We start from the raw sequence: 13,080 nt of genomic DNA on the forward strand, positions 1-13,080 counted from the left end.
TGATTATGGATTTTTAGCCTAACCGGTAGAAAATTAAGCACAAAAAGCCTGGGAGCTAGAGCAGGAGATACCCTTCGTGACGCAGCAACCACTCTTTTCGCTGCACGCCGCCGGCATAGCCTGTCATGGTACCGTTGCGGCCAATGACGCGATGGCAGGGTACCACGATGCTGACCGGGTTAGAGCCGTTAGCGGCACCCACCGCGCGTGCGGCGCCTGCGCGGCCTAGCTGTTCCGCGAGCTGGCCGTAATGCATCACCTGCCCGCACGGAATCGACCGCAGGGCCTGCCACACTTCGCGCTGAAAAGGGGTGCCTGCCGTGGCGGTCGGCAGAGTATCGATGATGCTGAGATCGCCTTCGAAGTAGGCCGCAAGCTTGTCGCTCAGTCCGCCCGGGTTGGTGGCGCGGACACGCTCATAACCCTGCAAGCGGTAGTGAATATTGAGCAGTTCTTCCATGCGGTCGCTGTGCTCTTCCCATTCGACGGCGCGCAGGCAGAACTGCTCGTCCGCTATCACCCACAGCGGCCCGAGCGGCGTTGCAATCTTATCTTCGAGTAATCTCAGCATCCTCATTCCTTTAGTTCAGCCTCGGGTAAATCCCCGGCCCAATCGGCAGGCCGACAAGATACCATGCCACCAGCATCACCAGCCATACCCCTAAAAAGATAAGCGGGTAGGGTAAAACCAGCGAATAGTAGGTACCCAGTTTGGCCTCGGGTTTATAGCGCTGCAGGAAGCCTAAAAACAGCGGAACAAACGGCGAAACCGGCGCCAGCGGTATCACCGAGGAGTCCGCGATGCGGAACAGGATCTGGGCAAATGCAGGATGAAAACCCAGCATCATAAACATCGGCACGAAGATCGGGGCCAGAATCGACCAGATGGCGGAGCCGCTGGCGATAAACATGCACAGCAGGGATGACAGCAGCGCCAGGCCGACAAACGCCGGTACGCCGCTTAATCCGGCCGCCTCCAGCGCGTCGGTCAGGCCCACGGCCATAAACTTGCCCATGTTGCTCCAGTTAAACATCGCCACAAACTGCGCCAGCGGGAACACCATCACGATAAAGCCCGCCATCTCCTTCATCGGCTCGATCATCAGCTGCGGCAGATCGCCCTGGCGGCGGATTTTGCCGGTAGCGATACCGTAGGCGAGCGAAACGATAAAGAAAAAGAGGATAATCAGCGGCACAATGCCCTGAATAAACGGCGACGGCAGGACGGTATGTTTAACCGGATCGCGCAATATGCCGTTTTCCGGCACCACCATCAGCGCCACCAGCGCGATAAAGGCCAGCGAGACCACGCCAGCCACGCGCAGGCCGAAGCGCTGCTCCTTGCTCAGGGTTTCCAGCTTTTCATCGCTACGGCCTTCCCATTTACCCAGCCGCGGCTCGATGATTTTATCGGTAATCAGCCCGCCAACAATCGTCAGGACAATCACCGAGCTGGCCATAAAGTACCAGTTGTCGATCACGCTGACGTGCATTGCCGCATCGATGGTCTTCGCCGCCTCCGTGCTGATGCCGGACAGCAGTACGTCGGTGGTGACGATCAGCAGGTTAGCGGTAAATCCGCAGCCCACGCCCGCAATCGCCGACAGCAGGCCCGCCACGGGATGACGCCCGACGGCGAGGAAAATCAGCGCCCCCATCGGCGGCATGATCACCAGCGCGGCGTCGGAGGAGATATGGCTGAAGAAGGCGATAAACAGCACCATATAGCTGGCGTAACGCGCGCTGACGTGAGAAGCCATCTTCACCATTAATGCAGGCAGCAAGCCCACGCGTTCAGCCAGTCCGGCACCCAAAACCAGCGCCAGAATGGCGCCCAGCGGGGCGAAGCCGCTGAAGTTTTTGATGACGTTGGGTAAAAACCAGTGCAGCCCGTCAACGCTGAGCAGGTTTTTTACCGCCACCAGGCTGCCGTCAGCCGGGCTGCGCACGCTCACGTCTAAGGCGGAGAGCACGGCGGTGGCGACCATTAAAATCACAATCAGATAGATAAACAGCAGGAAAGGGTGCGGTACTTTATTGCCGATCCTTTCAACCCAGCCATAGAGCTTACCGGATGGGGAATGCGAAGGTATGGATGACATACTCATGGGCGTTCCTCGGGAGTGTTGTGTTGTTGTGTTGTGTTTTTTTATTTTAAAGGTGACGTTGTCACGCCCTGTGGGATCGGACACACGTACGGTTTTTCTTGTATTTGTTGTTCGAACTCTTCACGGCATTTTTTCAGCAGCGCCGCGTCCTGCAGCAGATTGAGCGCGGTTGCGCCCATCACTTTTCCGGCCAGCAGCATGCCTTTGTGGGCAATGGAGGTACGGCCCTGCGCCACCAGTTGCCAGGTGTGCAGCGGCGTGCCGACGGTAAAGCAGGGGCTGAAGCACTGGGCGACCGGCATTTTCCAGCTGACGTCGCCCACGTCGGTTGAACCCGCCAGCACGTTGTCGGTGATGGCATAGGGCGCGACTTCATCCACCAGCAGCGTCTCCTGATGGCGCCGGGCAAAGGCTTTACCCGCGTCACCGCCCGTCGCGGCAATATTTTTCAGGCTGTTTTGCAGATCGTTGGGCGTCAGGGTGGCGCGGATCTCGCGGGCAAAGTCGCATTCTTCGGCGGTCCATTCTGGCGTGCCGTAGTGCTGCAACGCGCGATACATCGCCGCTTCAAGCGTACGGTTCGGCAGGTAGCTGGAGCAGGCTTTATCAAAGCGGCACTCGACGGTGGTTTCGGTCATCATCGCCGCGCCCTGGGCGATTTTCTCGATGCGTTCGTAGATCTGCTGCGCATCGGCCATCTCCGGGGCGCGGATCAGGTACAGCACCTCGGCCTGCGCCTGCACCACGTTGGGCGAAATCCCACCGGTGTCGGTGATGGCGTAATGGACGCGCGCTTTCTCAATGATGTGTTCGTTGAGAAAGTTGGTGCCGGTGGTCATCAGCGTCACGGCGTCGAGCGCGCTGCGTCCCAGATGGGGGGAGTTGGCCGCGTGTGCCGCCACGCCGTGAAAACGCCAGGCGGCCTGAATATTCGCCAGCGTGCTGACGTTAAACATCCCGGCGAAGGCTTCCGGGTGCCAGGTGACGGCGGCATCAACGTCATCAAACAGACCTTCGCGCACCATAAAGGTTTTCCCGGAGCCACCTTCCTCGCCGGGACAGCCATAAAAACGCACCGTTCCGCTGCCGCCGTGCTGCTCCAGCCAGCTTTTCACCGCCACCGCGCCCGCAAGCGCCGCGGTGCCCAAGAGGTTATGCCCGCAGCCGTGTCCGTTGGCCCCCGGCGTGGCGGATTGCGCCGTCGCGCAGTGCGCCTGCTGGCTTAGCCCGGCCAGCGCGTCGTATTCGCCCAGCAGGGCGATGACCGGTTTCCCGCTGCCGAAGCTGGCGATAAAGGCATTTGGAATACCGCCGGCCTCGCGCGTCAGCGTGAAGCCCTCGGCCTCCAGCTCGCTGGCGAGCCGTTCGGCGGACCAGAACTCTTCAAAGCGGGTTTCAGGACGATCCCAGATCGCGTCGGCAATATCGGTTAACGTCCGACATCGCGTGTCGATCGCATCGGCAATAAAAGCGTAGTTCTCCTGCATTACACACCTCGCGTCCACGGGAAATTGAGCGCAGTTCGCGCCAGCGTTTCAATGGCAATCGCCATGACCTGCTCATCGAAGTCGAATTTTTCGTTGTGATGTCCGGCGCTCAAATCGGTGCCGAACACCATATAGGACGCCATGCCGCCGTTCTCCTGCACGCGGGCCATCATCAGCGTGGCGTCTTCGGAGCCTGCTGGCGCCTTTACCTTATCGATGGCGTGAATAACCCCGGAAACCTGGCTCGCCTGTTCGCGCAGGTAATCAACCCAGGCCGGCGTCGGCGCGCTGGAGGTTGCTGCACCCATCAGGCGCATCTCGGCGCGCACGCCGTAGAGCGCCGCTGCGCCGGTTATCACCGCCTGCGCGCGTTCAAAGACGTACTGATTAATCGCTTCGCTTTCGCCGCGCGTTTCAACCTTTATCAGGGCATTCGCGGGCACCACGTTGCGTCCGCTGCCCGCCTGCATCACCCCGACGTTCACCCGGGATGCGCCGTCGCTGTGGGGGGCGATGCTGTGCAGGGCGAGGGCGGCCTGCGCGGCGGCGAGCAGGGCGTTACGTCCGTCCTCCGGTTTACCGCCCGCGTGTGCGGCAACGCCTGTAAAGCTCACGTCGAACTTGGTGGTGGCCATAAAGTTATCGCTGCCGCAAATCACCGTTCCGGCAGGGACGCCGGTACCAATATGAATAGCCGTGAAATAGTCCACGTCGTCCAGCGCCCCGGCGGCAACCATGGCGCGCGCCCCGCGGGTGCCTTCTTCGGCAGGCTGGAAGATGAGCTTGAGGGTGCCGTTGAGCTGCGCTTCATTCTGCTTAAGCACCTGCGCCAGCCCCAGACCAATAGCGGTGTGGCCGTCGTGCGCGCAGGCGTGCATCATGCCCGCGTTGCAGGAGGCAAACCCGTCGCGGAACGGGCGATGGCTTTCATCCAGCGCTTCGCTTAAATCAAGGGCATCCATGTCGACGCGAAACGCCAGGGTTGGACCAGGACGCCCGGTATTGAGGGTCGCCACAATGCCGGTAAACCCGCCTTCAAACGGCGCCAGCCATTTCTCTGGCGCGCCCTGCGCCCGCGCGCGGGCAAACTCTTGCGCCAGGGTAGCGGCATCGGGCAACCCCATCCGGCTTTCGGCATCGACGACGTCGCGGCCCATCGCCAGTTCGTAGCCCAGCGAGTCGAGGATTTCCGCGACTTTCGCGGCCGTTCGAAACTCTACCCAGCCGGATTCCGCAAAATGGTGAAAATCGCGACGCCATGCGCTTAGCTGCGGGGATAGCGTCTGGATGTACTGCGCCAGTGTGTCCATATCTGTTCCTGTCATCATTAAAATATGTGAACTGCTTCACGCTGTGATAGTTTTTACTTATCACTAACCGATTTTTCACAGTTTTAACCGTTCAGGAATTACCCTCGCACATCCCTTTCCATTAAAGTAGATGACAGTTTCTTTACTCTGATAAACAACGGTTATCGGTCGGGCTATGACATTCCAGATTAAATTTCATCAAATCCGGGCGTTTGTTGAGGTTGCGCGTCAGGGCAGCATTCGCGGTGCCAGCAGGACGCTGAATCTTTCCCAGCCGGCGCTGACCAAATCCATCAAAGAGCTGGAGGAGGGCATGGCGGCGCAGCTTTTCGTGCGCAGGAGTAAGGGCGTCGCGTTGACCGAATGCGGCGAGGGCTTTTACCAGCGCGCCAGGTTGATTCTGGAAGAGCTGCGCGCGGCGCAGGATGATATCCGTCAGCGGCAGGGGGAGCTGGCCGGGCAGATCAACATCGGGATGGGGGCCAGCGTTTCACGCACGCTGATGCCCGCCGTTATCACCCGCTTTCATGCGCAGCATCCGCAGGTCAAGGTGCGGATTATGGAAGGGCAGCTGGTGTCGATGATCAATGAATTACGCCAGGGCGAGCTGGACTTCACCATCAACACCTATTATCAGGGACCTTACGACCAGGAATTTACGTTTGAAAAGCTCTTCGAAAAACCATTTGCGGTATTTTGTCGGGAAGGTCACCCGGCAATGGGGGCAACGTCAATTAATGAACTTCTGCATTATAACTGGACAATGCCGACGCCGCGGGGAAGTTATTATAAGCAATTAGAGGAGGTATTTAGCGATCGTTCGCAAATACCGCGAATTGGTGTGGTTTGCGAAACATTTTCTTCCTGTATTAGCCTGGTCGCGCAAAGTGATTTTTTAAGCATATTGCCGCAGGAGCTAGGCTGTGACCCGCTGCTGGCACACCGTCTGGTCATGCTGCCGGTTGTCGAATCGCTTCCTAAAGCAACCTATTATTTAATTCAGCGCCGTGATTCACGTCAGACGCCCCTTGCTGAGTCATTAATTACGCAGTTCAGAAGGGAGGTGAGGAAAATAGTCGTCGCGTGAAATACAGATTAAAAAAAACAGGATCTGCCCGACATCAGACAGACCCTATAGTACACACAGCAGTACGTCCTTTCGCCAATCCTGAGTATTATTTCCATGAGGCAGGTATATTTAGGTATAACACCTTTCCTGAAAAATGAAAGGCGGGCGAGTGATTGATTTCATGAAATTTTAACATAAATCACGTATTTTACCTTTGCTGAAATTTTAGTTAAGTCTGATTTAAGTTTATTTAATAATTACTATATATATTCATCAGGTTAATATTATTGCCGCGCATCGCCCTGTAACGGTGATTGAGGCCGGTCTCTGGCGCAGGTATAGTACAGTCCTCAGATGTAGCCGGAGGATGTCCATGAACCCTGACGACAAATCATTTTTTCTTGACGCCATGGAAGATGTCCAGCCCCTGAAGCGCTGCGCGGATATTCACTGGCAGCCCAGCCGCAATACGCGGACGCGCGAGGAGGTGGATAGCGAACAGCTGGATAACTTCCTGACGCTGGATTTTCTTGACGTGCTTCCCCTGGAAGAACAGCTGGCGTTCCAGCGCGAAGGGGTACAGCAGGGCGTTATCGATAAGCTGCGCTCGGGGAAATATGCCCGCCAGGCCAGCTTAAACCTCCTGCGCCAGCCCGCCGAACGCTGCCGTCAGATGCTCTATTCTTTTATTCGCCAGGCCGGACGAGACGGGTTACGCAATCTGATTATCATTCACGGGAAAGGGCGCGAGCAGAACTCGCATCCCAATGTGGTGCGCAGTTATCTTGCGCGCTGGTTAACCGAGTTCGAGGAAGTGCAGGCCTTCTGCGTGGCGCTGCCGCATCACGGCGGCAGCGGGGCATGTTATGTTTCACTGCGAAAATCGGATGAAGCAAAACAGGAAAACTGGGAGCGGCACGCCAAGCGCAGCCGCTAGCGGGCGATCTCCCCGCCCGCCGGTGACTCAGAACGTTTCCCAGTTGCTGTCGGTAGAGGCGGTAGTCGTCGCCGGGCGCAGCAGCTGTGGCGTTTTCAGATTGGCCGGGCGCGGGGCGACCGCTTTTTCTTTGCCGTTCAGACGAAACGCGGCTACCGCCTGGCGCAGCTGCTCGGACTGATCTTCCAGTGCCGCAGCCGCCGTGGCGGACTCCTGCACCAGCGCGGCGTTTTGCTGCGTCACGCTGTCCATCTGCGAAACGGCCAGGCTCACCTGCTCAATACCGCGGCTCTGCTCGTCAGAGGCAGATGAAATCTCACCCATAATATCGGTCACGCGGGTCACGGCGGCGACAATTTCCTTCATGGTGGTGCCAGCCTCGCTGACCTGCTCAGAACCGGTATTCACCCGGCTGACGGAGTTCTCGATAAGCCCTTTGATCTCTTTCGCCGCCTGCGCGCTGCGGCTCGCCAGCGTACGGACTTCACCTGCAACAACCGCAAAACCACGGCCCTGTTCCCCGGCGCGTGCCGCTTCCACCGCTGCGTTAAGCGCCAGAATGTTGGTCTGGAACGCGATGCTGTCGATCACGCCGGTAATATGCGCAATTTGCTGTGAACTGTCGGCGATTTCGTTCATGGTGCGAACCACGTTATCCACGACGTGACCGCCGCGCGCGGCCGTTTCAGAGGCGTTTTTCGCCAGCAGCGTGGCCTGACGGGCGTTATCGGAGTTCTGTTTAACCGTCGCGGTCAGCTCTTCCATGCTGGCGGCGGTCTCTTCGAGCGAGGCGGCCTGCTGCTCGGTGCGGGCGGAAAGATCGTTGCTCCCTGCGGCAATTTCGCCTGCGCCGGTGTAGATGGAATCCGTACTTCCCCGTACGGCGCTGACGGTGGTCACCAGCGACTGCTGCATCTCATGCAGGCCCGCGGCCAGCTGGCCCATCTCATTGCGACCGGAGATAGCGATCTCCTGCGTCAGGTCGCCCCCTGCAATGGCGCGAATATGGTCCATAATGGAGTGGAGGGGTTTTAACAGAAGATGTTGTAAACCCTGCCAGATGACCACCAGAACCGCGATAACGGCCAGCAGAATAGCCGCCAGCGTCCACTGCATCTGCGTGAAGCTGCTCTGGTTCTCTTCGGTTGCGGCCTTCAGCAGGGTATTGTTTTCGGCGCGCCAGCGGTTATAGACCGCTTCCATCTCGTCCTGCGCCTGCTGCGCGTCCAGATCGCCATAGGCCTGGTAGTTGTCGGCACGTAGATACTCAATCGATAAGCGCATCACTTCGTGCATCTGGTTCCAGGATTTCTGCATCTCGTCGGTTAATGTCGCCTCCTGGCCGTTAACCTGCGGCAGCTTCTGCCACTCTTTGTTATAGGCTTCGGCTTTTGCCAGCGAGTCGGCTGCGGTGCCAAGCAGTTTATTGATCGCCGCAAGGGAAGCCGGGTCGCGCTGGTTTTTCAGGTAGCGGATCGCCACCCGGGTGACGGTGACGCGCGTTTTCACCAGCGTGTTCACGCTGTCGCTCAGGCTTTCCTGCTGGGCATTGAGCACGCCGGAATTCTGGAAGTTATGGCGATCGTTGCTGACGGCAGAGTAGAACAACCCTCCCGTGACAACTTGCAGCAGACAGAATATGGTGAGGGCAAAGATAATACCGGTAATCACGTGCAAATTTTTCAGCATAGCGGTCGTCCGTTAGAAAGGATGCAGAGGTACACCAATACTATCGTCGTATAGAATTTAAACTTTAATTTAACTCGCGCTTAACTAAGGGCTCCGGTGAGGAACCTGTTGTAAATCCGGATCATTTTTATGAGGAAGGTTAACATGAGCAGCATTGATAAAAGCGGGACGTACGCGCTCGGGACGCGAACGGTAAAACGACTGGGCTACGGTGCGATGCAGCTCGCCGGGCCGGGCGTCTTTGGTCCACCGAAGGATAAGCAGGCCGCGCTGGACGTGCTGCGCGAAGCGGTGGCGGCGGGGGTGAACCACATTGATACCAGTGATTTTTATGGTCCCCATGTCACTAACCAGCTGATCCGCGAGGCGCTTCACCCTTACCGGGACGATCTGACGCTTGTCACCAAGATTGGCGCCCGTCGCAACGACAAAGGTGCCTGGCTGCCGGCCTTTTCCGCGCAGGAACTGACTCAGGCGGTGCATGACAACCTGCGTAATCTGCAGCTGGACGTGCTGGACGTGGTGAATCTGCGGATCATGTTTAGCGCGCACGGGCCGGCGGAAGGGTCGATTGCTGAACCGCTCTCCACCCTGGCCGAATTACAGCAGCAGGGTCTGGTGCGTCATATTGGCCTGAGCAACGTCACGGCCACCCAGGTTGCGGAAGCACAGAAGATGGTCCCGGTGGTGTGCGTGCAGAACATGTACAACATTGTGAACCGGGGTGACGACGCGCTGGTGGATCTGCTGGCGCAGCAGGGGATCGCGTATGTGCCGTTCTTCCCATTGGGAGGCTTTACGCCACTGCAATCTTCCGGGCTGAAGACCGTCGCGGATTCACTGGGCGCCACGCCAATGCAGGTTGCGCTGGCATGGCTGCTGCAGCGTTCCCCGAATATTCTGCTGATCCCAGGCACATCTTCCGTGGCGCATTTACGGCAAAACCTCGCGGCGGGGGAGCTGCGGTTGCCGCCTGAAGCACTGGAAACGCTGAATTCGCTGAGGGATTAAAGGTAACACGCGCAAAGCCTGGAGGGTGCTTCCGGCTTTGCGCGCTTAGGCTCCTGTCTGACTTTTCTGCCTGTGCAGCGCTAACGCTTCCGCCACAATCTCCTGCTTGCTCTTACGCGTCTCAAAGGCGGTGGTTCTGATGTACTCCATCAGATCGGGATCGATGCGGGCGCTCAACATCCTGAGATCGGCCTCCTTTGCCAGACCGCGTGCAACACGCTTGTCTGGATAGTCACGGGCTGGCATTGAAAATATTCTCCAGTAAGTCTTGTTAATTCGCTCGGTAAAATATGCTTTTATCTGATTCAAAAGTCAATGTGTAGTTATTGCATAGTGATGTTATTTTTTTATAAGTCATAAACTAGATGACTTTTATATGACTTTTGCTGTCAGGCCTGTTAACGGCGGGCAACGTTGCTAAATTAAAACCGCTCAAACTTCAACGCGTTTGGGTTCGCCTTTGGAAATGACCTTGATCCTTGTCCATAATCCGTAATACTGTATTTATATACAGCATCTGGCGAGAAAGGCATTATGGACACTCTCTTTTCTTATCACCCAAAACAAGACATTGAATTACCTTTGTATTTAGAACGCGTTGCCTGTGGTTTTCCCAGCCCGGCGCAGGATTATGTGGAGGATCGGCTCGATCTTAACCGACTGGCAGTAAGACACCCCAGTGCGACCTATTTTATCAAGGTGAGTGGAGACTCCATGATTGGGGCGGGGATCGGCGACGGCGATCTGCTGGTGGTCGATCGTTCGTTAAATGCCGAACACGGGGATATCGTCGTGGCGTCGGTCGCCGGTGAGTTTACGGTGAAAGAGCTACAGACCCGCCCGGTTCTGAGACTTCTGCCGCATAATGCCCGCTATCAGCCAATTACCTTTCAGTCTGAAGAGGAGCTGCAGATCTTCGGCGTCGTCACCCACACGCTCAAAACGCATAAACATGTTCGCGCTGGTTGATGTAAATAGCTTTTACGCCTCCTGCGAGCGGGTCTTCCGCCCCGATCTGCAGGGGAAACCCATTGTGGTGGTGTCTAATAACGACGGCTGCATTATTTCGCTGTCGCGGGAGGCAAAGCAGTTCGGCATAAAAATGGGTGAGCCGTATTTTAAATTCAAAGAAAAGCTATACCCGTCAAAAGTTTACGTCTTTAGCTCGAACTATGCGCTGTATGCCGATCTCAGCAGTCGGGTCATGCAGACGCTGACCGATCTCGCCCCGGCAATCGAGATTTACTCCATTGATGAGGCGTTCGTGAACGTTTCAGGGGTCAGCCACTGCCTGTCGCTGGAAGCGTTCGGTCACCAGATGCGCACAGAGGTCTTTAAAAATACGGGCCTAACCGTTGGCGTCGGTATTGCTCCGACCAAAACGCTGGCGAAGCTGGCCAACTATGCGGCGAAACGGTGGTCCGGCACTGGCGGCGTGGTCGATCTCTCAGGCCGCGAGCGGCAGCGTAAGCTGCTGGAAAAGGTTCCGGTAGAGGAGGTGTGGGGAGTAGGGCGGCGCATCACGAAAAAGCTCAACGCTATGGGGATCACCACGGCGCTGGAGCTGGCGGAAGCGTCGTCCTGGGTCATCCGCAAACATTTCAACGTGGTACTGGAACGTACGGCCCGCGAGCTGCGCGGTGAGCCCTGTCTTGATCTGGAGGAGTTCACCCCCACTAAGCAGCAAATCATCTGTAGCCGTTCGTTTGGACACCGTATTACCCAATATGAAGAGATGCACCAGGCCATTTGCGCCTATGCGGAACGTGCTGCGGAAAAACTGCGCGGCGAGCATCAATACTGTCGTTTTATCAGCGTATTTGTGCGCACCAGCCCGCACGCGGATAACGAAATTTATTACGGCAATCAGGCTTCTGTCACCCTGATGACGCCCACCAATGACTCGCGCGATATCATCCGCGCCGCCACGGAGGCGCTGGGGCGCATATGGCTCGACGGCTATCGCTATATGAAAGCCGGGGTCATGCTGGCGGACTTTTTCAGCAGCGGCGTCGCCCAGCTTAATTTGTTTGACGATAATCGTCTGCGCGCCAACAGCGCGGCGCTGATGGAGATGATGGACAGCGTAAATCATTCCGGTAAAGGGAAGATATGGTTCGCCGGGCAGGGTATCGAGAAATCCTGGGCGATGAAGCGTGAGATGCTGTCACCGGCCTATACGACGCGGTACGCCGATTTGCCGGTGGCGAAGTAGAGGATGGTTGCGTTATTTCTTTTGCACCAACCAGGTTGCCGCAGCCGCCAGCGCGCCGATCAGCGGCATTTCGCCCGCACCGGCCAGGAAGTTATGGCGATCGATCTCGTTATTTTTACGGATATCGGCAAGGCGGGTAAGCGCCTCTTTTTCATCCGCGGCGCCAATCTCCTCAAACTGTTTTTCAAACCCCTGAGCGATGAGCTGAGCGGCCGCATCGGTGTTTGCGCTCTCGATCGCAATCAGGTTCGGGCCTTTTTGGAAAAAACGGTAATCCGGCATACGTGCTCCAGAAAGAGGGGATACGGTAAAAACACTCTATTCCTGGCGGTTAAAAAATGCACGTGATTTCCGGGGGAACAATCAGTTTTTCTTGAGTATTTCAGGCAGTAACTGCTCGATCACGCTGACGACCTTTCTGACGCGCTGCGGAATAAAGCGGGCGTCAGGATAGATGGCATAGAGGAAGCGATCGGGTAACCGCCAGTCGGGCAGCACCGGTACCAGCGTGCCCGCCTGCAGCGCCCTGGCCACGAGCGGTCGCTGCATGCCGCCGATACCGATGCCGGATTCCAGCGCCTGCAGCAGCGCGTCGCTGGTGTTGGCACGGAAAACGGTATGCACGTTGATCTCGACCGTTTCCTCGTCGGCAATCAGGCGCAGGGGGGCATCCAGGGGAATACCGCTGAACCGTACGTGTGGCAGCGTGGTCAGCTCGCTGACGGCGTGTACCGCCTGAAAACCGGGAGCGGCAAAAAGCGCGGCTTCAATACGCGCCAGCACGCGAGCCGCGTGCGCCTGCGGAGGCTCACTGCCCAGCCGTATCGCGACATCCACGCCCTCCGTCACCAGGTCGGCAAGGCGGTCATCCAGGGAAATCATCAGCTGCAGTTCGGGATGCAGGCGCTGTAGCGCCAGCAGATGCGGCAAAATGATCTGCCCCAGGCCGCTCGGTAGCTGGACGTGGACGCGTCCCTGAACGCGATGATCGGCAGGATGTAAACGCCTTTCCGCTTCCCCCATAGCGTCCAGCACAAGCTGCATATCTCGCCGGTAACGTTCACCCTGTTCGGTCAGCTTCATCGTACGCGTCGTACGGTGCAGCAGCACCACGCCAAGCTCATCCTCAAGCGCCGCGATATGTTGACTGACAGCGGACTGCTTAATGCCGGTCTGACGGGCGGCCGCTGAAAACGAGCCCGCTTCAGCGACGCGTAGAAAGGTAGAAATGGCGGTGAGCTTATTATTCATTTA

General features: G+C 57.4%; 13 protein-coding genes. 5 read left to right on the forward strand and 8 right to left on the reverse strand.

What is annotated here, in order from left to right; translation table 11 throughout:
* Nucleotides 1-55: 55 nt before the first annotated feature.
* The 4 genes from ogt to ACZ6J2_RS01195 are packed head-to-tail and all read right to left on the reverse strand — an operon-like array spanning nucleotide 56 to nucleotide 4,905.
* Complete coding sequence (gene ogt / locus ACZ6J2_RS01180; protein WP_471724543.1) at nucleotides 56-571, reverse strand: methylated-DNA--[protein]-cysteine S-methyltransferase; 516 nt, start codon at nucleotides 569-571, stop codon at nucleotides 56-58.
* 10 nt (nucleotides 572-581) lie between these two features.
* On the reverse strand, nucleotides 582-2,108 hold the full coding sequence (gene abgT / locus ACZ6J2_RS01185) for a p-aminobenzoyl-glutamate transporter (RefSeq protein WP_471724544.1): 1,527 nt from the start codon (nucleotides 2,106-2,108) through the stop codon (nucleotides 582-584).
* Between the two features lie 41 nt (nucleotides 2,109-2,149).
* The gene (locus tag ACZ6J2_RS01190) at nucleotides 2,150-3,595 is read right to left on the reverse strand and encodes a M20 family metallopeptidase (RefSeq protein WP_471724545.1); all 1,446 of its coding nucleotides are present in this window, start codon (nucleotides 3,593-3,595) and stop codon (nucleotides 2,150-2,152) included.
* A complete protein-coding gene (locus ACZ6J2_RS01195; RefSeq protein ID WP_471724546.1) occupies nucleotides 3,595-4,905 on the reverse strand; it encodes a M20 family metallo-hydrolase in 1,311 nt (436 codons plus the stop codon). The genes ACZ6J2_RS01190 and ACZ6J2_RS01195 overlap by 1 nt, the downstream gene beginning before the upstream one ends.
* A gap of 175 nt (nucleotides 4,906-5,080) precedes the next feature.
* On the opposite strand from ACZ6J2_RS01195, the gene ACZ6J2_RS01200 reads away from it, so the two are divergent.
* Entirely contained in the window at nucleotides 5,081-5,992 is a 912-nt protein-coding gene (locus tag ACZ6J2_RS01200; RefSeq protein ID WP_023311481.1) for a LysR family transcriptional regulator, read from the forward strand.
* Between the two features lie 355 nt (nucleotides 5,993-6,347).
* Entirely contained in the window at nucleotides 6,348-6,911 is a 564-nt protein-coding gene (gene smrA / locus ACZ6J2_RS01205) for a DNA endonuclease SmrA (protein WP_471724547.1), read from the forward strand.
* Between the two features lie 27 nt (nucleotides 6,912-6,938).
* Here the strand turns inward: smrA and tcp are convergent, their stop codons facing one another.
* Entirely contained in the window at nucleotides 6,939-8,600 is a 1,662-nt protein-coding gene (gene tcp, locus ACZ6J2_RS01210; protein ID WP_471724548.1) for a methyl-accepting chemotaxis citrate transducer, read from the reverse strand.
* A gap of 144 nt (nucleotides 8,601-8,744) precedes the next feature.
* Here tcp and ACZ6J2_RS01215 point away from each other — a divergent pair, with 144 nt between their 5' ends.
* On the forward strand, nucleotides 8,745-9,611 hold the full coding sequence (locus tag ACZ6J2_RS01215; RefSeq protein WP_039262712.1) for an aldo/keto reductase family oxidoreductase: 867 nt from the start codon (nucleotides 8,745-8,747) through the stop codon (nucleotides 9,609-9,611).
* Between the two features lie 45 nt (nucleotides 9,612-9,656).
* On the opposite strand, the gene ACZ6J2_RS01220 is transcribed toward ACZ6J2_RS01215, so the two are convergent.
* Nucleotides 9,657-9,857, reverse strand: a complete 201-nt coding sequence (locus ACZ6J2_RS01220; protein ID WP_023311485.1) for a hypothetical protein — start codon at nucleotides 9,855-9,857, stop codon at nucleotides 9,657-9,659.
* Between the two features lie 288 nt (nucleotides 9,858-10,145).
* On the opposite strand from ACZ6J2_RS01220, the gene umuD reads away from it, so the two are divergent.
* Together umuD and umuC are read left to right on the forward strand one after the other, a co-directional pair.
* Entirely contained in the window at nucleotides 10,146-10,580 is a 435-nt protein-coding gene (umuD, locus tag ACZ6J2_RS01225) for a translesion error-prone DNA polymerase V autoproteolytic subunit (protein ID WP_471724549.1), read from the forward strand.
* A complete protein-coding gene (umuC, locus tag ACZ6J2_RS01230; protein WP_085841737.1) occupies nucleotides 10,564-11,826 on the forward strand; it encodes a translesion error-prone DNA polymerase V subunit UmuC in 1,263 nt (420 codons plus the stop codon). Before umuD ends, umuC begins: the two co-directional genes overlap by 17 nt.
* A gap of 12 nt (nucleotides 11,827-11,838) precedes the next feature.
* Here umuC and ACZ6J2_RS01235 read toward each other — a convergent pair whose 3' ends face one another.
* Entirely contained in the window at nucleotides 11,839-12,108 is a 270-nt protein-coding gene (locus ACZ6J2_RS01235) for a hypothetical protein (protein WP_126786120.1), read from the reverse strand.
* Nucleotides 12,109-12,189: 81 nt separating this feature from the next.
* Nucleotides 12,190-13,077, reverse strand: a complete 888-nt coding sequence (locus tag ACZ6J2_RS01240) for a LysR family transcriptional regulator (RefSeq protein ID WP_471724550.1) — start codon at nucleotides 13,075-13,077, stop codon at nucleotides 12,190-12,192.
* Nucleotides 13,078-13,080 lie beyond the last annotated feature (3 nt).

It is taken from the genome of Enterobacter sp. E14S, assembly GCF_055666685.1.